At 34.5% G+C, this 23,177-nt stretch carries 16 protein-coding genes and 1 pseudogene; 14 read left to right on the forward strand and 3 right to left on the reverse strand.

The window, feature by feature from the left end; translation table 11 throughout:
- Nucleotides 1-39: 39 nt before the first annotated feature.
- The gene (locus tag ABZP37_RS03805) at nucleotides 40-681 is read left to right on the forward strand and encodes a PorT family protein (protein WP_366185751.1); all 642 of its coding nucleotides are present in this window, start codon (nucleotides 40-42) and stop codon (nucleotides 679-681) included.
- A gap of 74 nt (nucleotides 682-755) precedes the next feature.
- On the opposite strand, the gene gltX is transcribed toward ABZP37_RS03805, so the two are convergent.
- Nucleotides 756-2,261, reverse strand: coding sequence for a glutamate--tRNA ligase (gltX, locus tag ABZP37_RS03810; protein WP_366185753.1), 1,506 nt, complete (start codon nucleotides 2,259-2,261; stop codon nucleotides 756-758).
- A 160-nt stretch (nucleotides 2,262-2,421) separates the two neighbouring features.
- On the opposite strand from gltX, the gene ABZP37_RS03815 reads away from it, so the two are divergent.
- The 12 genes and pseudogenes from ABZP37_RS03815 to ABZP37_RS03870 all read left to right on the forward strand — a co-directional run bounded on the left by ABZP37_RS03815 (nucleotide 2,422) and on the right by ABZP37_RS03870 (nucleotide 20,075).
- The gene (locus tag ABZP37_RS03815; protein WP_366185755.1) at nucleotides 2,422-5,736 is read left to right on the forward strand and encodes a hypothetical protein; all 3,315 of its coding nucleotides are present in this window, start codon (nucleotides 2,422-2,424) and stop codon (nucleotides 5,734-5,736) included.
- Nucleotides 5,733-6,152 carry an rRNA maturation RNase YbeY gene (ybeY, locus tag ABZP37_RS03820; protein ID WP_366185757.1) on the forward strand — a complete coding sequence of 140 codons (420 nt, stop codon included), beginning with the start codon at nucleotides 5,733-5,735 and terminating at the stop codon, nucleotides 6,150-6,152. The genes ABZP37_RS03815 and ybeY overlap by 4 nt, the downstream gene beginning before the upstream one ends.
- Before the next feature lie 153 nt (nucleotides 6,153-6,305).
- Entirely contained in the window at nucleotides 6,306-8,177 is a 1,872-nt protein-coding gene (gene mnmG / locus ABZP37_RS03825) for a tRNA uridine-5-carboxymethylaminomethyl(34) synthesis enzyme MnmG (protein ID WP_366185759.1), read from the forward strand.
- 244 nt (nucleotides 8,178-8,421) lie between these two features.
- Nucleotides 8,422-9,270: a class I SAM-dependent methyltransferase gene (locus tag ABZP37_RS03830; RefSeq protein ID WP_366185761.1), complete on the forward strand. Its 849-nt coding sequence runs from the start codon at nucleotides 8,422-8,424 to the stop codon at nucleotides 9,268-9,270.
- Between the two features lie 244 nt (nucleotides 9,271-9,514).
- Entirely contained in the window at nucleotides 9,515-10,102 is a 588-nt protein-coding gene (locus ABZP37_RS03835; protein WP_366185763.1) for an OmpH family outer membrane protein, read from the forward strand.
- A gap of 544 nt (nucleotides 10,103-10,646) precedes the next feature.
- Entirely contained in the window at nucleotides 10,647-12,920 is a 2,274-nt protein-coding gene (locus ABZP37_RS03840) for a helix-turn-helix domain-containing protein (protein WP_366185765.1), read from the forward strand.
- A gap of 503 nt (nucleotides 12,921-13,423) precedes the next feature.
- Complete coding sequence (locus tag ABZP37_RS03845; protein WP_366182577.1) at nucleotides 13,424-14,386, forward strand: IS30 family transposase; 963 nt, start codon at nucleotides 13,424-13,426, stop codon at nucleotides 14,384-14,386.
- A 98-nt stretch (nucleotides 14,387-14,484) separates the two neighbouring features.
- Nucleotides 14,485-15,156, forward strand: a complete 672-nt coding sequence (locus ABZP37_RS03850) for a hypothetical protein (protein WP_366185766.1) — start codon at nucleotides 14,485-14,487, stop codon at nucleotides 15,154-15,156.
- Nucleotides 15,157-15,562: 406 nt separating this feature from the next.
- Nucleotides 15,563-15,715, forward strand: a complete 153-nt coding sequence (locus tag ABZP37_RS03855) for a hypothetical protein (protein ID WP_366185768.1) — start codon at nucleotides 15,563-15,565, stop codon at nucleotides 15,713-15,715.
- 379 nt (nucleotides 15,716-16,094) lie between these two features.
- Nucleotides 16,095-17,465, forward strand: coding sequence for an aldehyde dehydrogenase (locus tag ABZP37_RS03860; RefSeq protein ID WP_366185769.1), 1,371 nt, complete (start codon nucleotides 16,095-16,097; stop codon nucleotides 17,463-17,465).
- A 157-nt stretch (nucleotides 17,466-17,622) separates the two neighbouring features.
- Nucleotides 17,623-19,069 (forward strand): annotated as a pseudogene (locus ABZP37_RS03865) (MBOAT family O-acyltransferase).
- A gap of 73 nt (nucleotides 19,070-19,142) precedes the next feature.
- A complete protein-coding gene (locus ABZP37_RS03870; RefSeq protein WP_366185771.1) occupies nucleotides 19,143-20,075 on the forward strand; it encodes a hypothetical protein in 933 nt (310 codons plus the stop codon).
- Between the two features lie 258 nt (nucleotides 20,076-20,333).
- On the opposite strand, the gene ABZP37_RS03875 is transcribed toward ABZP37_RS03870, so the two are convergent.
- Entirely contained in the window at nucleotides 20,334-20,915 is a 582-nt protein-coding gene (locus tag ABZP37_RS03875; RefSeq protein WP_366185772.1) for a DUF6515 family protein, read from the reverse strand.
- Between the two features lie 321 nt (nucleotides 20,916-21,236).
- On the opposite strand from ABZP37_RS03875, the gene ABZP37_RS03880 reads away from it, so the two are divergent.
- Nucleotides 21,237-22,067: a hypothetical protein gene (locus ABZP37_RS03880; protein ID WP_366185774.1), complete on the forward strand. Its 831-nt coding sequence runs from the start codon at nucleotides 21,237-21,239 to the stop codon at nucleotides 22,065-22,067.
- A 70-nt stretch (nucleotides 22,068-22,137) separates the two neighbouring features.
- On the opposite strand, the gene ABZP37_RS03885 is transcribed toward ABZP37_RS03880, so the two are convergent.
- Nucleotides 22,138-23,085, reverse strand: coding sequence for an SPOR domain-containing protein (locus ABZP37_RS03885; RefSeq protein WP_366185775.1), 948 nt, complete (start codon nucleotides 23,083-23,085; stop codon nucleotides 22,138-22,140).
- Nucleotides 23,086-23,177: the final 92 nt, after the last annotated feature.

A 23,177-nucleotide genomic window follows, 5' to 3' on the forward strand; every position in this document is an offset into this window, starting at 1 on the left:
CAAAAAATATTTAGGTTTGTGGTGCTAGAAAATTATTATATGAAAAAATTAATACTTACTGCTATTTCCTTACTTTCAATGGTTTCCATTTATAGTCAATATGGCTATAAAGATTCTAACAGAATTGGGATAATGGCAGGGATAAATCAGACCACATTGAATACTTCTAACTTTGCTACAAAAGCAGAGACAGGATGGAATGGAGGTTTATCCATGCGTGGAAACTTCTATAATAATTGGGATATGGTTTATTCCATGCAGTTTAGCGAGAACAATTTTTCTGTTGCTACAAAGTACAACGGCATCATTGATGAAGATGTAAAATACAAACTTCCTTCTGCTCAAATTTCGTTACAGTTGAGCTATGTAATACTTGAAAATCATTTAAGTGTTGAATTTGGACCGATTGTTCAATTCAATGGAAAACTTAAATTAGATGCTGAGAAAGAAAACAATATCATTTCAGGGACAACGTTAAAAGCAGTTGATATAGTTGATATATCCAAGTTTAATTTATATCCCACTATTGGTATTACCGCTGGCGGAAGACATTTGCGTTTTAATGTTTCGTACCAATATGGAATCATGAATAGCTTAGATAACCTAAATTCTAAAAATCTTGGTTATACTTTCAAAGGGAATACAGGAGTTATTAATGGAAATGTGATTATTTATTTATAACTGATTTAACACAAATAAAAAAGGCACCAAATCGAATAGTTGATTTGGTGCCTTTTTATTATTTCTTCTATTTTTTAGAAGCTTACAATCGCTTTGTTAATTCTCGCAATTGTTTCTTCTTTTCCAATTACTTCAACAATGTCAAATAGGTGAGGGCCTTTCAATGCACCAACCAAACTCAAACGGAAAGGTTGCATGACTTTTCCCATTCCAATTTCGTTTGCAGTCATCCATTGTTTGACAATCGTTTCAATATTTACAGAAGTAAAATCACTAATACCTTCTAAAACAGTAATCAATTGTTGCATCAACTCTGGTGTTTCTTCTTTCCAGTTTTTGCTTGCTTTGGCATCATACTCTGTTGGAGCTACAAAGAAGAATTCGCTCATTTCCCAAAAATCAGATACAAAATGCGCTCTTTCTTTGATTAAAGAAACGATTTTTGTTATCCTTTCGATCGAAGTCGAGAAACCTTTTTCTACCAAAATAGGAGCGTAGTCCTTCGCTAAATCAGCATCTGCTGCTTGAACTAAGTATTGGTGATTGAACCATTTGTTTTTTTCTGGATCAAATTTTGCTCCCGCTTTGTGCACTCTTTCCAAATCAAAAGCGGCTACTAATTCTTCCAAAGAATATAATTCTTTATCTGTTCCATCATTCCAACCTAATAAAGCCAAGAAGTTTACGACTGCTTCTGGGAAAAATCCTTTCTCTCTGTAACCTGATGAAATACCTTCTGCAGTTTTCCATTCTAATGGAAATACAGGAAATCCTAATTTGTCACCATCACGTTTGGATAACTTTCCGTTTCCAACTGGTTTTAAGATCAAAGGTAAATGGGCAAATTCTGGTGCAGCCCAACCAAATGCGTGATATAACAAAACGTGTAACGGCATAGAGGGTAACCATTCTTCACCTCTAATTACGTGCGTAGTTTCCATTAAATGATCATCTACAATATTGGCCAAATGATAAGTTGGCATACCATCGCTTTTAAATAGTACTTTATCATCAAGTAAGTTAGTGTCAAATTTTACAATCCCACGAATGATATCTTTTAAATGGATGATTTCATCAACGGGAGTTTTGAAACGTATCACGTAAGCATCACCATTAGCAATACGTTTTGCTGTTTCTTCTTTAGAAATTACTAACGATGTATCTAGCTTTTCTCTATTGTGGTGGTTATAGATAAAAGTTTTTCCTTGTTCTTCATGCTCTTTTCTATGCGCATCCAATGATTCTGCAGTGTCAAAGGCATAATAAGCCCAATCGGTATTGATTAATTGATCAGCATATTCTTGGTACAAATGTTTTCGTTCACTTTGTTTGTAGGGACCAAACTTTTCATTTTTTCCAATAGTTTCATCAGGAGCAATTCCTAACCATTCCAAAGCTTCCATGATGTATTCTTCAGCTCCAGGAACAAAACGGTTTTGGTCAGTATCTTCGATTCTCAAGAAGAAGGTACCACCGTTTTTCTTTGCAAATAAATAATTAAATAAAGCAGTTCTGACTCCGCCAATATGTAATGGTCCTGTTGGACTTGGTGCAAAACGCACTCTAACTTGCTGTGACATTTGTTTAATTTTTGGGCAAAGATACAATTTCAATTAGTCAATTGCTTTATTTCAAATTGAGTTTGTTCGGTAGTTCTTTGAAAAATAGGCGTTTCTTAACATTTCTTTTGCCATATAAATTATTACTTTTATTGGTTATTATAATTAGAAGAAAATTATTTTGGAACAAACACATTTTATTTATCAAAAATTAGAGGCTTTTATTCGAAAATTTTATACGAATGAACTTATTCGCGGAAGCGTATTTTTCGTTGGTCTAGGATTGTTATACTTGCTATTTACATTATTTGTTGAGTACTTTTTATGGTTACAACCAGTTTCGAGAACTATTCTTTTTTGGATCTTCATATTTGTTGAACTTTTTCTTTTACTAAGATTTATACTTTTTCCTATTTTTAAATTATTCAAATTACAAAGAGGAATCGATTACAATCAAGCTTCTGTCATTATCGGAAACCATTTTTCGGAAGTAAAAGATCAATTGACCAATTTTCTTCAATTGTCAAATGAAAGTCAATCTGATTCTAAATCTGAATTGTTATTGGCTTCCATCGAACAAAAAGCAAATTCACTTCAGCCCATTCCTTTTGGTAATGCCGTTAATTTTAATTCAAACAAAAAGTTTCTACCGCTGGCAATTGTTCCTATTTTGTTATTTCTAATTTTCTATTTGTCGGGTAATAATGAAATTCTATCTCAAAGTTTGAATAGGGTAGTGCATTACAATCAAAAATTCAGTCCACCAGCACCTTTTGAATTTGTTGTTTTGAATTCCAATTTTCAAACAGAACAGAATCAAGATTTTATTTTTAAAGTAAAAACGGTTGGTTCTATTGTTCCAGAAAACGCAACCATTCATATTGGTAATGAAAGTTATTTTTTGGAAAGCACGAAGACAGGAGAGTTTCAGTTTACAATTCCTAAACCAAATAGTAATGTATTGTTTCACGTGGAAGCAAATGGTATTTATTCTAAGGATTATGAATTGAAAGTCGTTCAAGTGCCTTCCATTTCAAATTTCGAAATGGTGTTAAATTTCCCTTCGTATTTAAATCGCAAGTCTGAAGTAATTCAAGGTACAGGAAACGCTATTGTTCCTGAGGGTACACAAGTGAAATGGAAGTTATCCACTATTGCTACCCAAAAAGTGGATTTTGTTGAGGGTAATAACGTTATTTCATTTGCTAATGTTGGAAATGGCTTTGTTTTTAATAAAAGTATCAGTCAAAATACAGAATATCAAATTATTACTTCTAATAAATCCATTCAAAACTTCGAAAAGTTACAATATCAGGTTCAAGTGGTCAAAGATCAGTTTCCGAGTATCAATGTTGGTTTTGCTCCTGATAGTTGGAAGATAAAAAGCAAGTATGTTCTAGGACAAATTGCCGATGATAATGGTTTGTATAAATTGCAGATTGTGTTTTACGAACATAACAAAGAAGCTTCTGCCAAACGAGGAACGATTCCTTTGAAAGGAAAGACCGTTGACCAATTTGTATTTTCTTTCCCTGCAAATCTTCCTGTTCAGCAAGGTGTGGTTTATGATTATTATTTTGAAGTTTTCGATAATGATGTTTTGCATAATTACAAAAGTGCTAAGTCTACTGTCTTCTCCAATCGAATTGCTACTGAGGATGAAAAGGCCGATCAGGTTTTGCAACAGCAATCCGATAATATTAATGGTTTACAAAAATCTTTAAAAGAACAAACCAAACAATTTTCTGCTTTAGACAAATTACAACAACTAGGGAAGGAGAAGAATAATTTTGATTTTAAAGAACAGCAAAATGTAAATGATTTTATTCAGCGTCAAAAGAAGCAAGATGAACTGATGAAACAATTTGCAGAAAAAATGAAAGACAATCTGGATGAATTCAAAGATAAAAAGAAGGATGCTTTTAAAGAAGAATTGCAAAAACGTTTGGAAGAAACCAAAAAGGATTTGGAGAAAAACGAGAAATTATTGGATGAGTTAAAGAAGCTCAACGATAAAATTAAGAATGAAGATTTACTTGAAAAGTTAGACAAGTTCAAACAAAATAGTAAAAATCAAACAAAGAGCTTGGAACAATTGGTGGAGCTAACTAAGAAGTATTATGTAGAAAAGAAGGCAGAACAATTGGCCGATAAATTAGATGCTCTTTCTGAAAAACAAGATAAGTTGGCTGATGCTCCCAAAGAGGATGGTGCTGATCAGCAAGACAAAATCAATAAAGAGTTTGATAAATTACAAGAAGATTTGAAGGATTTATCGAAAGAGAATAAAGAATTAAAAAGCCCTGTTGATTTACCAAAGGACGAAGCTGAACAAAAAAGTATTGAAGATGATTTGGATAAATCCAAAGAAGAGTTGCAAAAAAACAATGCTTCTAAGGCTAAACCTAAACAAAAATCGGCTGCTCAAAAAATGAAATCGCTGTCTCAAAAGATGAAGCAAAGTTTGGGTGATAGTGAGAAGGAACAATTAGAAGAAGATGTAAAAATGTTACGTCAAGTTCTGGATAATTTATTAGCCTTCTCCAATTCCGAAGAAGATTTAATGAAGCAATTCCGGAATCTTAAAACAGGTTCTCCATCGTTGAATCGAAATATTAAACTGCAACAAAACTTAAAAGTACAGTTCAAGCATGTTGATGATAGTTTGTTTGCTATGTCTTTACGCAATCCAATAATTGCCGAAAATGTAACCAAAGAGATTGGCAATATTCAGTATAACATGGATAAATCTTTAGATAGTTTTACGAACTCTCAATTATCAAAAGGTTTGTCTCATCAACAATACACCATTGCTTCTGCAAATGTGTTGGGTGATTTTTTAAGTGATATTTTATCCAATATGCAAATGTCACTGTCGGGATCTCAAGGCGGAAAACCCAAACCTGGGCAAGGTGAAGGCGCAGGGATGCAACTTCCAGATATTATCAAAAAACAAAAAGGTTTAGGTGATAAAGTTAAGGAAGGAATGCAACCTGGTCCAAAACCTGGTGAAGGTAAAGATGGTAAAACTGGAGAAAGTGGACAGTCAGGAAAGGGTAAAGAGGGGCAAAGCGGAGAAGATGGTGAAGGAGATGCAAAGGCTATAATGGAGATTTACAAAGAGCAAAAGCAACTTAGAGAATCCTTGGAAAACGAATTGAATAAGCAAGGACTGGGAGGAAGTGGAAACAATGCTTTGGAGCAAATGAAGCAAATTGAAAAGCAATTATTGAACAAGGGTTTTAATAATGAAGTCTTGCAACGGATCTTGAATGTGAAGCAAGAATTATTAAAATTAGCGACTGCAACTCAAGAACAAAATCAAGATGATAAACGACAATCTGAATCGAATAAAAAGGAGTTTCTAAATCGTTCTAATGCATTGCCAAACGCTCTGTTAGATTATTTGAACAGTATTGAAATTTTAAATAGACAATCGTTACCTTTGCGCTCTAATTTTGAACAAAAAGTTCAAGAATATTTTAATAAGAAATGATTAGTTTTAATTACGAAAATGATTTTGAATTAGAAAACGAAGAAGCATTTGCTGCTTGGTTGTCTTCAGTTATAGAATCGGAAAAAAAGAAAGAAGGGGAGATAAACTATATATTTTGTGATGACGAATATCTACACAAAATCAATTTAGAATATTTGAACCACGATACATTGACAGATATTATTAGTTTTGATTACTCTATGGGTAACGAATTACACGGTGATATTTATGTTTCTATCGAAAGGGTTATAGATAACGCTAAGGATTATGAAGTAAGTTTTGAAGACGAATTGAAACGTGTATTAGTTCACGGTATACTTCATTACTGCGGTTACAAAGACAAGTCGGATGAAGACGAGGCTATAATGCGTTCGAAGGAAGAGGAGAAAATGAAGATGTTCCACGTGGAACTATAGTCTTCTTTTTGCTGGTTTAGATTGTTTGTTCCACGTGGAACAAGTTGTCAAAAGTATTGTGGTTTCGGGTTTGGTTCCACGTGGAACAATGGCTCGAATTTGCAAAAGAGATTGAATACAAATCCCAGCGAAGCTGGGTAAATTTTATAAAAAATGTTTCAAGAAGAATATGATGTAATTGTAGTTGGTGCAGGTCATGCTGGTTCAGAGGCGGCGGCTGCGGCGGCGAATTTGGGCTCGAAAACCTTGCTCGTGACTATGAGTTTGCAGAACATCGCACAGATGTCTTGCAACCCTGCGATGGGTGGAATTGCCAAAGGGCAGATCGTTCGTGAGATCGATGCGCTTGGAGGGTACTCTGGAATTGTTTCAGACAACACTGCAATTCAGTTTAAGATGCTGAACAAATCTAAAGGGCCTGCGATGTGGTCTCCAAGAGTTCAATCGGACCGAATGCGTTTTGCAGAGGAGTGGAGAATGATGTTGGAGGGAACTCCAAATTTGGATTTCTACCAAGAAATGGTCAAAGGTTTGATTATCGAAAACAATCAAATCAAAGGAATCAAAACTTCGCTTGGAGTGGAGATTCGATCAAAATCGGTGGTCTTAACCAATGGTACTTTTTTGAATGGTTTGATTCATATTGGAGAAAAACAATTTGGAGGAGGAAGAGCAGGGGAGAGTGCTGCTTATGGAATTACGGAAGACTTGGTGAAAGCAGGTTTTGAATCTGGAAGAATGAAAACAGGAACGCCTCCAAGAGTAGATGGTCGCTCTTTGGATTATTCGAAAATGAACGAAGAAAAGGGAGATGACAAGCCACATAAATTCTCCTATTCAGATGTAACTAGTCCGTTGATTCATCAACGCTCTTGTCACATGACGTACACATCTTTGGATGTGCATGATATTTTGAGAGAAGGTTTTGACCGTTCGCCAATGTTCAATGGAAGAATAAAAAGTCTTGGACCAAGATATTGCCCTTCGATAGAAGATAAAATAAATCGTTTTGCTGATAAAGAACGCCACCAATTATTTGTTGAGCCAGAGGGATGGAAAACCTGTGAAGTTTATGTAAATGGTTTTTCAACTTCATTGCCAGAAGATATTCAATTTAAAGCTTTGCGTTCTGTAGTTGGTTTTGAGAAAGTGAAATTCTTTCGTCCAGGATATGCAATCGAATATGATTATTTTCCGCCAACGCAATTAAAGCATACGCTAGAAACCAAATTGGTAGAAGGTTTGTATTTCGCTGGACAGATTAATGGAACAACGGGATATGAAGAAGCAGCTTCTCAAGGATTGATGGCAGGAATTAATGCGCATTTGAAAGTGCATGAAAAAGCTCCGCTAATCTTGAAACGTGATGAAGCTTATATTGGTGTTTTAATAGATGACTTAATTACAAAAGGAACCGAAGAGCCATACAGAATGTTTACTTCTCGTGCAGAATACAGAACGTTGTTGCGTCAAGACAATGCCGATTTTAGATTGACTCCAATGTCAAATGCAATTGGTTTAGCTTCTGATGAACGTTTGCGCAGAATGGAACATAAGTTCAATCAATCTGAAAAGATGGTTAACTTTTTTAAAGACACTAGCGTTTCGATTGCTGAAACAAATCCAATTTTGGAAGAAAAAGGAACGGCTGCAATTTCGCAAGGAGATAAGATGTTCAAAATATTTTCACGTCCACAAATTGATTTGGAGGATATGAAGAAATTCGAAAAAGTAAAAGAATATATTGCTGGCAATGATGTCGACGATGAAATTCTAGAACAAGCCGAAATCCAAGTCAAGTATTCTGGATACATCGAAAAGGAAAGAAACAACGCTGATAAGTTGACAAGATTAGAAGATGTAAAAATTCCAGAGGATTTTGATTTTCATAAAATCAAATCCATGTCGATAGAGGCAAAGCAGAAATTGAGCAAGATTCGTCCCGTAACCATTTCGCAAGCATCGCGTATCAGTGGAGTTTCTCCAAGTGATATTTCGGTATTGTTGGTGTATATGGGAAGATAAGATTAACGATTGTAGATTTTTGATTAACGTCCCGAATTTTCGGGATTGATTTTAAATCTGAAATCAATCCCGAAAATTCGGGACGTTAATCATTTTCTAAAATCTATTGTTCCACGTGAAACTACGGTCGAAAGTCCTGCTATCACTACTAAATTAGAATTTAAAAAATAAATTAATCAAAAATTCGATTTTCAATCAATATAAACTGATTACTGAAAACTGCGACTGAATACTAATATAAAAAATGGATATTTCAAATAAAAAACATTTTCTTACTGTAAAAGACCATTCGGTTTCCAAAGAAATTTTTGAGTTGTATCATGACGAATTTCTGGATATGCTGATTACCGAGCCGCAACCAAGTTTGGATGTGTTGGGTAAGTATTATGAAAGTGAAGATTATATTTCGCATACCGATAATAAAAGATCATTGTTTGAAAAAGCCTATCACTTTGTAAAAGGGATTGCTCTCAAAAACAAACTGAACTTGATAAATGAACTGCAATCGGCCAAAGGGTCGATTTTGGACATTGGAGCGGGAACAGGAGATTTCTTGAATGTTGCCAAAGACAACGGTTGGAAAACAATCGGAATCGAACCAAGCGATCGTGCCAAAGGAATTGCAATTAGTAAAGGAATTGATTTTGCAAATGCAACTTCAGATTTAGACAATCATTCTTTTGATGTAATTACGATGTGGCACGTTTTGGAACACGTACCCGATTTGGATTTTCAAATCAAAGAATTGAAGCGATTGTTAAAACCTACGGGTTCGTTAATTATTGCGGTTCCCAATTTTAAATCTTTCGATGCAAAACATTACAAAGAATTTTGGGCGGCCTATGATGTGCCAATTCACTTTTGGCATTTCTCCAAAAAAGCAATTCAGTCTCTTTTCGAAAAAGAAGCCATGCAGTTGGAAAAAGTACTTCCCATGAAATTTGATTCTTTTTATGTGAGTTTGCTTTCTGAAAAATACAAAACAGGGAAGATGAATTTTGTAAAAGCATTTTTTATCGGCTTACAGTCAAATTTGAAAGCAAAACGCAATTTGGAGTATTCATCACATATTTATGTGCTTAAAAATAGGTAAAAATCATTTTAAGTGTGTTTTTAAGGCCGTTTTTGGTCTGAAATATGGATTATGTATCCGTTTTTTTGAAAATCGCTTAGAATTAATTTATAAAAGCCATTTTTTATAGCTTTAAATTATCTCATTTTAAACAATGATAAGCAAATCTAATAGTGGGAAAAAGGGACAATTTCCAAACATTTTTAGGTTGCTAGTAAATTTTTTATATTTTTGTTCCAATCACAATAATCACAAATAAACCAAAATGAAAAAAGTATTATTAATTGCTGCAATGGCAGTTTCCATTTTATCATGTCAAAAAGCGGCCGAAGTAAAAGAAGTGAAAACAGCTTATGTTGATACTTCGGAATTAATGAAAGAGTACACAGAGGCAAAAGACCTTGAAGCAAAATACAAAGCACAGTCTGAAGAAAAAGGAAGACAACTAGAAGCAGAAATTAATCGTTTCAAACAAGACGCTTCTAATTTTCAATCTCAAGCGCAAGCCAACGGTCAAGAGTGGGCTCAAAAAAAAGGAGCTGAATTGCAAAAAAGAGAACAACAATTGGGTTATGCGCAACAAGCATTATCACAACAATTGCAACAAGAAAGTGGTGCAGAAATGGACACACTTGTTATGGGAGTAAAAAAATTCATCAAAGACTACGGTAAAAAGAACGGTTACGCTTATATCTACGGTACTGGAGATGTAGCTTCTGTTTTGTATGCTGAAGATAAATTTGATATCACAAAAACGATCATCAAAGAATTGAATGCCAAATACGCTTCTAAAGACAAAAAAGAAGAAAAAGTAGAAAAAGTAGAAGAGAAAAAAGAAGAAGCTAAAAAGTAATTCTTTTCGAAAACTATAACGAGGCCTTCATTCTAATTCAGAATGGAGGTTTTTTTATGTCAAATGGTGCGTAGCCGAGATTCTTTTTTAAAACGGAAGTTATAGTTTAGAACGGTTCTCGACTTCGCTTGAACTGACAGGTCGCTTTGATTTAAAATAAGCATGATAATTCCCTATTGTCAAATCGAGCGCAGTCGAGATTCTTTTTTAAAATGGAAGTTATAGTATAGAACGGTTCTCGACTTCGCTACCTATGACGCTTTAGTTCAAATACCTGACTTACAGGTACTTAAAAAACACACCCCTAGCCCCTCTCAAGAGGGGAATTAGAAGTACTAACATTCAAATAACGTCATTTTATATTGCTTTTTTTAGAATAAAAATTACTCCTCGAACTGACAGGTCGTTTTTGTTTTAAAATTGATATGATAATTCCTTATTCTCAAATCGGTCGCAATCGAGATTCCATTTTCTTTGTTTCCGTCAATGTTTTTATATCCAAAAAAACGTAAATTTACCACTTACATTTTTCACTTTACACGCCATGCAAACCATCACCGAAGCCGCAAAATACACCTTGCAATTTATCAACCAAACCCAGCGTTCTATTTTCCTTACAGGAAAAGCGGGTACAGGAAAAACAACACTTTTACGCCAAATCATTGAAACCACCCACAAGAATACGGTGGTCGTTGCACCTACGGGAATTGCAGCCCTCAACGCTGGCGGAGTAACCATTCACTCCATGTTTCAATTGCCTTTTGGTGGGTTTATTCCAGCTTTTAATGTGGCTTCGCAATTCAATGAGCGCACCAAATTTGAGTCAAAAGACAGTTTGAAACGCCATTTTAGAATGAGTGGAACCAAGAAAGCAGTGATTCAAAACATGGAACTGCTTGTCATTGACGAAGTCAGTATGTTGCGTCCCGATTTATTGGATGCCATTGATTTTATGATGCAAACCGTTCGTAAAAAATCCATGCCTTTTGGTGGTGTTCAAGTATTGTATATTGGTGATTTGTTGCAATTGCCGCCGGTGATTCGGGACGAGGAGTGGAGCACTTTGCGTAATTACTATCGTGGAAAATTCTTTTTCCATTCGCATGCCGTGCAACAAAGTCCTCCTTTGTATATTGAATTGTCCAAAATTTTCCGTCAAAGCGACGATCAATTTATTGCGGTGCTTAACAATTTACGAAATAATACCATTACCGCTGCCGATGTTCAGGCGTTGAACCAATACGTACAACCCAATTTTGACCTAAAAGCCAACAAAGGTTATATCACTTTGACCACGCACAATGCAAAAGCCGATACCATGAACGCTCAAGCTTTGGCAGATTTGGAAGGAAGTTTGGTGAATTATAAACCCGAAATCACCGATGATTTTCCAGAGAAAATGTATCCGCTCGAAAAAGAATTGGCACTGAAAATAGGAGCACAGGTTATGTTTGTCAAAAATGATTCGTCTGCCGAGAAACATTACTTCAACGGAAAAATGGGAATTATAAAAACCCTTTCGACCAAAGAAGTTCGAGTGCATTTTCCCGAAGAAAACAAAACCATTGAAGTTGATAAATACGAATGGCAGAACATTCGATACACAGTTGACCCATTGACGAAAGAAATTCAAGAAGAGATTTTGGGGACTTTTGTGCAATATCCGCTCAAATTGGCCTGGGCGATTACGGTGCACAAAAGCCAAGGATTGACATTTGATAAGGCTGCGGTCGATGTTTCGCAAGTTTTTATGCCGGGACAAGCCTATGTAGCATTATCGCGTTTACGTTCGTTAGAAGGGCTAATTTTGCTTTCTCCGTTGCGTATGAACGGCATTTCGAATGATGAAGAAGTCATGGAATACGCCCAAAACAAAGCCACAGACGAGGTTTTGAAGAATTCACTACATTTTGAAACCAAGAATTTCATTCATAACTACCTCATAAACAGTTTTGATTGGCAAGAATTGGCGCAAGAGTGGCGCACCCACAAATACAGCTACAATGAAGATCCCGAATCGCCAGCCAAATCGGCACACGCGGTTTGGGCAAACAAATATTTTATGATGATGGACGGGCTGTATGTTTCGGCTCAGAAATTCATTGTACAGCTCAACAACATTTTCAGACAAGAAACGGTCGATTTACTGCACGTTTCACAACGGATCGAAGCTGCTTTCAATTATTTCCTACCCGCTTTGGACGAATTGGTTTTCGAAATCCTTTGGAAAATCGAAGAAGTAAAACGCTTGCAAAAAGCCAAAACCCGTTACGAAGAACTCAAAGTGCTGGAAGATTTTCAGTCCAAATCGGTATTGCGATTGATGAAAGCGAAGTTGCTAATCGAAACCGTAGTTGCCGGCGAGAGCATCTCCAAAGAGAAACTAACCTCTAGCGACATCAAGAATTATTTGTCTCGAAAAACCAACGCCATCCAAAACCAATTCAAGGAAACCCATGTGACTTTGATTGAAGACGAAGCCGATGTAGATCGTTACGCCGCCAAACAAAAAACCGACAAAAAAGGTCCGAAAAAATCCACTGTAGACGAAACTTTTGAACTCTGGCAAGCCAAAAATTCGATTGCCGAAATCGCTATTTTGAGAAAGGTAACCACCCAAACTATTGAAGGACATTTGGTGAAATTAATTCAAGCCAAAAAAGTCGCCATTACCGACTTACTACCCGAAGATAAAATCAAAGAATTGACCGAGGCATTCCAGTTTTACCAAGAAGAATCCCTTTCGCCACTCAAAGAAAAATTAGGTAATAAATTCAGTTGGGAAGAGTTGAAAATGTTTAAGGCGAGTTTGAATTAGGGTTATTAGAAGCGAAAGATTTGGCATTATTTGTAGATATCGTTCCCACTTTTCGTTTCAATCTTTTATGGTTCCTTTCGTCTCCATAAAAGGATTTTCACTGCAATCGGGGCTAGGAGGGGAGATTTTGTTTATAGTCAGAAAAGAAAAACGTTTTATTTAGTTTTTTATCTATTTGAAAGTCCAAAGGAAAATGTAACGCTATCGAGTAATTTGTAAGAATATATTATTATATTTGAATTATTATTAATGTGAAATAAACATTTGCAAAGGCACGAAATTTTCGTCGATAGTCACTATTTTATAGCGAGTTTATACTAGTAATATGATGTTTTTCCAAAAGTCACGAAATAAACATTCTTAGATTCAAGTAATAAATGCAACACTTAGAAATTGATTAAATAAAGCCTACTGATAAGTCTTGCAGATCTAGATCTTCAAGACTTATCAGTAGGCTACGAAAAAAATTTCACTTATTTTTGGGTTACTAAGCACAAAAAAAGATGTCACATTTAACGATTGAACAAAGATACGAAATTGCTACACTACGTTCGCAAGGATTTTCCATGAGTAAAATTGGAGAGTTTGTAGGTAGAGACAAATCTGTAATTTCAAGAGAACTTTCTAGAAATTCAGACCAAAGAAATAATGTATATAAAGCAGATTTAGCTCAAAGTAAATTCCATTTTCGACAGCGAAAAAAAGCAAAGAAAATACACTTTACTGAAGAGATTAAAACACTTGTAACATCACTATTAAAGGAAGATTTTAGTCCCGAACAAATAGTTGGTCATTGCAAAATAAAAGACTTTAAATGTGTTTCTGCTGAAAGAATTTATCAATTCATTTGGGATGATAAAAAGAAAGGAGGTCAACATTATAAGCACCTTCGCTCAAAAGGTAAGAGATATGCTAAAAGGGGAGCTTTAAAGGGGTCGAGAGGTATTATTAAAGACAGAGAAGGTATCGAAAACAGACCTTTAGTTGTAGAAGAAAAGCAAAGAATAGGTGATCTTGAAATAGATTTGGTTATTGGTGGAAATCACAAAGGAGCTTTATTAACAATAAATGATAGAGCAACAGGCGTGCTAAAAATGGCTAAAATATATAGTAAGGAAGCACGAGAAGTTCAGGGGAAATTAATTGAATTATTAATGGAATGGAAACCTATTTTGCACACTATCACTTCTGATAACGGAAAAGAGTTTGCCAACCACAAAAAAGTGTCAGAAATACTAGAAATTAAATACTTTTTTGCCAACCCATATTGTAGTTGGGAAAGAGGTGCTAATGAAAATTTAAATGGACTAGTAAGGCAATATTTCCCCAAAAAATATAACTTTGATTTAATAACAGAAGAAGAGGTTTTAAGAGTAACAAATAAATTAAACAATAGACCCAGGAAAAGGTTTGGATTTAAAAGTCCAAATGAAATTTTTGAACAAAAACTTAAACAATGTGCATAATGTTGCATTTGTTACTTGAATCCACCATTAATTAAAATATAAAATCCAACGATTACTTTAATTTTAAAATATTTTATCAAAAGCAATGAAATAATTAAATGAAAAATTCTGGAATAATTAGATATCTGAAAAAACTTGAAAAAAAAGAATTTCCTAAAGAAAAAAACTCAGATAATGGAATATCTTTTTTTCTTTCTTTAATTGCTATTGCAATTTCTGGAGTCTCATTTTATTATCAATTTTTTTACGAAAGTTATGATATAAAAGTTAATTTTATTTCTGCTGATTTTGATGATAATTCAAATCTTAATTTTAAGATGGTTTATCATAATAAAAGTACGCTTAACGCAACAATTTTAAGAAATACAGTTGTATTTTATCAAGACAGTACAAAAATTGATAGCAAAAGCATTTTTTTTTACAAAGATAAATTTAAACAATCTTTTGTTGAAGAATTTGATCCAATTGTTTTAGATAGAGATAAGCAAATTTATAGAGAAATTAGTCAGCCAATAAATTTTAATAATATCTATTCAAAGAATATAATAAATTTAAAAGATACTATAAGGATTTCATTAGCGATAGGATTTTTAGATGAATTTGGAAATTATGCAACAAGTTATATACCTATGGGATGGGTTACGCTTGATTCATTAAATAATCCTGAGTCTTATTCATTTACCTACTTATCAAAAACTCTATATGTAGATACATATAGAAGTGGCAATTCAAAAACTGTAGAACATAAAACAATTATAGAATATAAGTGACCAACTGGTGCTCGTTTGCAACGAGTACCTACTTTCATTAAGAAACCGATCGTAGCGTTTGCAACGCGGATAGTTTAATAAAAGGTAATTAATATTTTAGTCAGTACTATTTTGTAGCCCGCTCCCCGCTCTCCAAAGTCTTCTAGCAACAACAAAATATGATCAGATTGCTGTGCGAATGTCTCCTGACTTCGCACCCGCAACAGTGAGAAATAGGGAATTATTACAGGCAATGCCTTAGTAAAAGGACAGTTTAAAGCTTAGTTAAGTCGGACTGCTATTAACTGATTTGCATAATAATAGAGAATTTTTAATTGGAAACTTTTTTTAGAAGTAAGCATAAAACAAACTAAATAGAAGGCTGCTCTTTAGTTTAATTTGTAAATTTGGTTAAAATATTTTCCTCATGGATTTAGAAACTCCTTCTGGTGCACCTTCTTTCTTTAAACAACAAATCGAAACGTTTTCAACAAGATTGTTTACTGCAATAATCTTTTTAGCAAAAAAGAATCGAAATCTTTACAGTTCAATCCAACTTTTAACCGAAAACGCCCAATAATTCCCCAAAACCCGCATTAGGGATAGGAGCGATTGTTTGAGCTCTTGTTGTGCAGTCCCGACGCTTCGGGACGGAACAACAAAGCGAGTGCGGATAGCCCGGACCGGAGGTAATGCCCAAAAAATAAGCGTTTTTAAGAATCAAAATCATTTCCGTGACTTGTAGTTATTTTGATCTGTTTTGCTATGCAAACGGCTTTAAAATTGTGTTAACGGTTGCGTATTGATCCTGCAAAAGGTTTTACTTTGTTAGAGTAGGACTAAAACGCTATTTCGAAAGCTAATTGGGCTAGGCGAGTAGTTATTTTTCTGCAAAAAAACTAAACCATCAACTGCAGTATTTGCAACGCATTTCATTATAAAATTTGAATTACAGTACTATGGAAATCAAAAATATATATACCCAACAACTTGAGTTTTTCAATTCGAACCAAACCAAAGAAGTCAGCTTTCGAATTGAGCAATTGCAAAAAATAAAATCTGTCCTCAAAGCGCACGAAGACCAAATGTACACCGCCATCTACGAGGACTTTGGGAAATCAAAATTTGATACCTATTCGGCAGAGTTTTCGTTGTTGTACCATGAAATTAACATCTTTATCAAAAACATTAAAAGTTGGAGTAAGCGCAAGCGAGTAGCTACAGGCATGGCAAATTTTCCGGCAAAATCCTATATAATTCCTGAGCCGCTTGGTGTAACCTTGGTGATTGGTGCCTGGAATTATCCGTACCAATTATCGTTACTTCCAGCAATTACGGCCATTGCGGCAGGAAACACCGTTATGATCAAGCCTAGTGAACTCCCATCGCGCACGGCTGCGGTGATGGCAAAAATTATTAACGAAAATTTTCCTGCTCATTTTCTACACGTAGTCGAAGGTGGTGTCGAAACGACTACTGAATTGCTAAACCACCGATTTGATAAAATATTTTTTACGGGTAGTATTCCAGTAGGACGCATTATTTACCAAGCGGCGGCAAAATTGCTTACTCCAGTTACACTTGAGCTAGGAGGGAAGAGTCCGACTTTTGTTCTGGCTGATGCTGATCTAAAAATGACCGCAAAAAGGATCGTTTGGGCCAAGTTTTTTAATGCGGGTCAAACCTGTGTAGCGCCCGATTATATTTTGGTCGAAAAGAAAATCGAAGCTGAATTTTTAAAAATGCTTGCTGCCACGATAACCGAATTCTATGATTTGAAAAACGGTCTGACAGAAAATTATGTGCAGATTGTGAATGACAAAAACTTTGATCGTTTAGTCAAATTAATTGATTGTGATAAATTGTATTTTGGTGGTGAAACGGATGCGGCTAAACGATTGATTCACCCAACCATTCTGCAAAACGTGAGTTTTGATGATCCAGTGATGGAAGACGAAATATTTGGGCCCATTTTGCCGGTACTTTCGTTTACAGATGTTGACCACGCCATTGCGGCTGTAAAACAGCGTCCGAAGCCATTATCCTGCTACATTTATGGGAAAGACCGAACTCTAATTGACAAGATTTTAAACGAAGTTTCGTTTGGCGGTGGTGCCGTAAACGATAGTATCATGCATTTGTCCAACAGCAATATGCCGTTTGGCGGGGTAGGTTTCAGCGGAATGGGTAGTTATCATGGCAAGTTTGGTTTTGATACGTTTTCGCATTACAAAAGTATTTTGGACAAGCCGACTTGGTTGGAACCAAATATCAAATATGCGCCGTATTCTGATTTCAAATTGAAAATTATTAGGTGGATGTTGGGGTAATATGTCAAAATATATTGATTGTAGGGTTGTTGTACATTCAATTAGGGGATTTAATTCAATATATTTGCAGATTTTGTAGTGTTACTTTAGTAACTTTTTTCGCTATTTGTTTATTTATTGATTGCTGCGTTGCTTATAATCCTTACAGAATCTTTGTATGCTTTTTAATTCGTTTGGCTTTGCTTTATTTTTGCCTGTTGTTTTCATCCTGTATTGGTTTGTGAATAACAAATCATTGCAGCTGCAAAATTTGTTGTTGCTGGTTGCGAGTTATTTCTTTTATGCTTGTTGGGATTGGAGGTTTTTGTTTTTACTGGTTTTCTCGACTTTTTTGGATTATTATACGGGTATTCAAATTGCAAATTCCAATAATCAAAGAATAAAAAAAGGGTGGTTTTGGTTAAGCATTACTGTCAATCTTGGTTTTCTGGCTGTTTTTAAATATTACAATTTTTTTGCAGAATCCTTTGCAACTGCAATTTCCAATTTTGGGTTGCAGGTCGATCCTTGGACTTTGAAAGTAATTTTACCTGTTGGAATATCATTTTATACTTTTCATGGTTTATCCTATATTATTGATATCTACAAGGATAGAATAAAGGCCGAAAAGAATTTTATTGACTATGGCGTTTTTGTTAGTTTTTTCCGTTGCTGGTGGCTGGTCCTATTGAGCGAGCGACGCATTTACTGCCGCAAATTAAGAAAAAGAGAACGTTTGATTACGGTAGGACCGTAGACGGGTTAAGACAAATTTTGTGGGGATTGTTCAAAAAAGTTGTAATTGCCGACCAATGTGCAGAACATGTTAATTTGTTATTTGACAATACCTCAGAATTTACGGGGAGTAGTTTGCTTTTTGGAGCGTTGTTTTTTAGTTTTCAGATTTACGGGGACTTCTCTGGATATTCTGATATCGCTATTGGAACTGCCCGACTTTTTGGTATTGATTTGATTAGAAACTTTTCGTATCCCTATTTTTCTAGAGATATTGCCGAGTTTTGGAGACGTTGGCATATTTCGCTTTCTACATGGTTTCGAGATTATCTTTACATTCCTTTAGGCGGTAGTCGCGGTAGTAAATGGCAGCAAATACGGAACATTTTATTATTTTTATAGTGAGTGGTTTTTGGCACGGCGCCAATTGGACCTTTATAATTTGGGGAATGCTTCATGCTATTTATTTTTTACCATTACTGCTGACCAAAAATAATCGTAACCATCTAGATATAGTAGCACAAGGGAGAAATTATCCTTCGGCAAAAGAGTTTTTGTCGATGAGCGTGACGTTTGGCCTTACCGTTTTTGCATGGATATTTTTTAGGGCAGATAGTGTGGGACATGCTATAAATTATATAGGCGAAATTTTTTCGGCTTCGTTTTTCACTATGCCAATATTCACAAGTAAAGTAGATTTGTTCAGTACTATTTTTTATATTTTGATAATGCTATTTTTGGAGTGGAAAAGTCGCGAACTACCCCATGCTCTTGAGAATTTGGGACTCAATTGGCGCCGCCCAGTAAGACTTTGTATGTATTATGGAATCATAATTTTGATATTTTGGTTTGGCGGAAAAGAACAACAGTTTATTTATTTTCAATTTTAGCATGAAAAATTTACTAAAAAAAATAGTTGTTTTTTTCCTTCCCATATTATTTGTGATTCCGATCGTAATTTATATGGATTTTTTCAAAATTTTTGGATTTCAAGACTATAACAAAGAACAAGTTGTGGGGATCAATAGAGAGATGATTACTACTACTACTTTTAATCATTTTAAAGATACAGAAAAATTTGACTCCTATATTTTAGGAAGTTCACGTTCTCAAGCTTTTAAATGTGTTAATTGGTTGCCTTTTCTAGATAAAGGTTCAAAACCTTTTCATTTTGATGCTTCTGGAGAAGGAGTATGGGGTATATCCAAAAAACTAGAATACTTAGATGAAACGGGGAGTAAGATTAAAAATGTATTAATTGTCATTGATAGAAAAGGCTTAATAGGTACTGGTGTTCGCAAAGGTCATTTATTTATATCTATGCCTTGCATCTCCAAATTATCTACAATTGAATATTATTACGTTTTTATAAAAGTGTCACTTAATCCTAAGTTTTTAGTAGCATATTTGGATTATAGTATTTTTGAAGTAGCTAGGGAATACCTCAAATCATACATTCATACAAACAAATACAAAGATGTAGCCAATTATGTAAATTGTGATATTTGGGATGGTTATGATCAAGAAATCCGAGAAGATTCATTAGGATATTATCAGAATCTAAAAGAGAAAAAAATTTTTTATGATCGTCCGGTTTCTACAATTTCAAGATGTGATATTACTGATAAGGAAATCAGTCAATTAAAAAGTATAAAACGCATTTTTGACAAACACAAAACCCAATTTAAAATTGTCATTTCTCCAGTTTATGATCAAGTACCTTTAGAGAAAAATCAATTAGAATTATTAAATAACTTATTCGGTAGTAAATATATTTATAATTTTTCGGGCAAGAATAAGATGACCGAACCGATTTCTAATTTTTACGAAGAATCACACTACCGTCCACATGTAGCCAACCAAATCATGAAAAAGATTTATAAAATGGAAAAGTAAAGAGAGTGGCTACCAAGCGTAGGGAGCTCCAAAGAATAGAACGCTCAAAAGTAATCGTTTTAGCTGTTAAAATTATTTTTACCGTATTCAGTCCGTTTTTGGCTTTTTTAGATTTTAAATGCGATTAAAATGATACTCTAATCAGTTAATGGGTTATTTAGTAGAGTTAGTTATTCGGATTAAAATAAAAATCCCCTTATTGGCTTTCAATAAGAGGATTTTTTATTGTGAATTAATTTAACCTTCAGGATTACAAGTTTAGTTGGCATCTATAAAACCCACTACTTCATAGGCTCTAGTTCCATTATCTTGTATTTTTTCGTAAAGAATATTTCCATATTCATAATAGGTTTGACCGTTGATGGTCACTTTTTCATAATCACTTGGTAATTCGTAAACGATAGTTCCAATTTCTGGGTCGACTACTTCATATTCGTTACCAATTTGCACATAAAACATTCCTTGAGATTGAAAATAAATGTGGTTTTGATAGTTTACTTTTTTGTAATTTGGTGCTAATGTTTGGATTCTAAATCCTACTTTGGGCATTATGTTTACATAGTGACCTTGTGAATAGGTATAGTATTTATTGTTGGAGTAATAGTAATTTTGACCGTTGTTTTTGACGATTGTTTTGTTGGGCAAGGTACGTACGGTTACTGTTTTGCTTTTTGGAGTTTTGTACACCACTTTTGAGGTTGGCACTCGTTTGATAGACTCTTTTTTGGTCACTTGTTTCGTTACCACCTTTTTGGTAGTTTTAGTTTGTGCTGTTATTTCAGTAATTCCAGTTAAAAGAAACACTCCTAAAATTGCGATTATTTTATAGTTATTTTTCATGATTTTTTGTTTTAAGATTTAATGCTTTTTGTTATTGTTAGGTTAAAAGTATTTCATTTGTATAAAGGATAAAAGGCAAATAGACATATGGTCTTTTTGTACCCATGAATAGTTTGATTTTATAGATTAAAAGGTTTTGGATCTTAGATATAATTGGAATTTTTGATATACAATATTCTGTTAAAGGTCTTTTTTCCGTTTAAATGATTGATTAGGTTAGCAAAAAATCTATTTTTTATTGGTTCGAAATCAAATTGTTGTAGAATTCGGAATATAGATCTGAGGGAGTTTTGACTCTATTGTTATTCAATTTTATTTATTATGAAAAGTACGTTATGTCTGGGGTTGGTTTGTTTGGTCGCTTTAAGCGGATGCCGTAATGCACAAAAAGAGGCAAGTAAGGAAAAAGAAGATGTTACTGCGGTCGTGGCACCTAATTTTCAAAACAAAGGCCATGAGCTCGTGTATAAAATGGTGCAAAAGGTAGGTGACTATAATAAATTGCTGCAAAAACAAGATGTGGTGTATACTTATACTTATCAAACGCCAGATGGTAAAACAGATTTTTCTACAGAAAAATACCTCTTTGATGGCGAATTGTCATACGGACTTTTAAAACAACATGAGCGTACCTTGCCCGAACTTGATGGAACGATTGAGCAAGGATATGATGGTGCTGAATATTGGATCAAACACAATGGTGCAGAGTTGCAAGATCCAGCGATTGTTAAAAGGGCCGTTTTTAGTCGTGCGACCAATTTTTATTGGTTTGCTATGATGCAAAAATTACTTGATCCAGGAATAAAATATCAATACGTAGGCGAAAAAATAAGCAATGGAATTGGTTATGATGTGGTTAAAATTGATTTTGAATCCAATGATAACAAGCCAAAAGATACATACCAGCTGTACATCAATCAACAAACCAATTTGGTAGATCAATTTTTATTTACCGTTGTTGATTTTGGTAAAATAGATCCCATGTTAATGAAGTTGGAATATGAAAATGTTGAAGGGATTTTGATTCCAACAAAGCGAAAGTATAAAGCTTCCAATTGGGATGCTCTCGAGACAAAAGATCCTTGGATATTGGTCAACTGGACTAATATTAAGTTTAATAATCAATTAACCAGGGCAGAATTCAAGAAGTAATTCTACAAAAAAACCTCCAAGTTGCGAAAAGCAGTTTTGGAGGTTTTTTGTAAATCCGATGAACGGTTTTTTATAAAGCTAAAGTTTCAATCAAAATCCAAGCATCTGGATTGTCTCTGTTGTTGATTTCTTTTTTGACTTGTTCTGCTTCTGCAAACGTTTTGTAGCTGCCGTAAATTACAGGATACAAATTGCTTTTGTTAAGTGGAATTCTTTTGGCATCAAAACCAGATTTTAGTAATCTTTTTAAAATTTTGTTGGCATTATTTTCATCTCTAAAAGCACCTGCCATCACGTGGTAGGGCATTTTAGTTTCTTTGTTTTCTTTGATTGAAAGCGTAACAGCTGGCAATGGGTTTTTGATAAAAAAAGTAGCTTCTTGAATCTTAGTTTCTACTTGTTTCTGAACCGATTTTTGTACTAGCGTTTTTTGGTTTGCCATTTCTTTCTGGTACAACGGATAACCGAGAGTTCCAGTTAATCCGAGTCCAAGAACAAATATAGCAGCATATTTCAAATAAGAACGACCATTGGTAGTTTCTGGTTCGAATACGATGACTTCTTTTTCTTCAACAGTTTCGATTTGGTTTTCAATTGCTCTTTTAATAGCAGGAGAAATAAAGGAGCTCAATCCAAAAGAACTAGTCAAATAGTTGTTTTGTTCTACAGGTTTGAAAACAAGGTTATTTTCGCTATTTAATTGAAGTTCTCCAATATCTTTCAACGAAAGTTTTCCGTTTTGTTCCAAATTATTTTTCCAATTCAAAACCGCATGTTGTATCGCACTTACGGCATAGCTATAAGAGGTTTTTTCAGCACTAGCAATGTGATTTGCTAATAGGCCATCATTAGTTTTAATGTTGGTGTTAAAAGAAACCAATTTTTTTGGAGGGAAAAACGAATGACTCGCTTCAACCCACTGAGCAGATTGAATTTCAGTCAAAAAAGCACCGAAACCTGGTACGGTAACGCATTGGTAACGGTATAAAAGCTGGGCGATGTATTGTTCGATATTCATATCTACAAAGTTATACAATGAAAATAGTTATCAAAATTTTATTCACAATTTTTATTAACAAATGCCATAAAATTTTTATACTTTTCAACCAC

Origin of the sequence: Flavobacterium ovatum, from assembly GCF_040703125.1 — a bacterium.
GTDB classification, from domain to species: domain Bacteria; phylum Bacteroidota; class Bacteroidia; order Flavobacteriales; family Flavobacteriaceae; genus Flavobacterium; species Flavobacterium ovatum.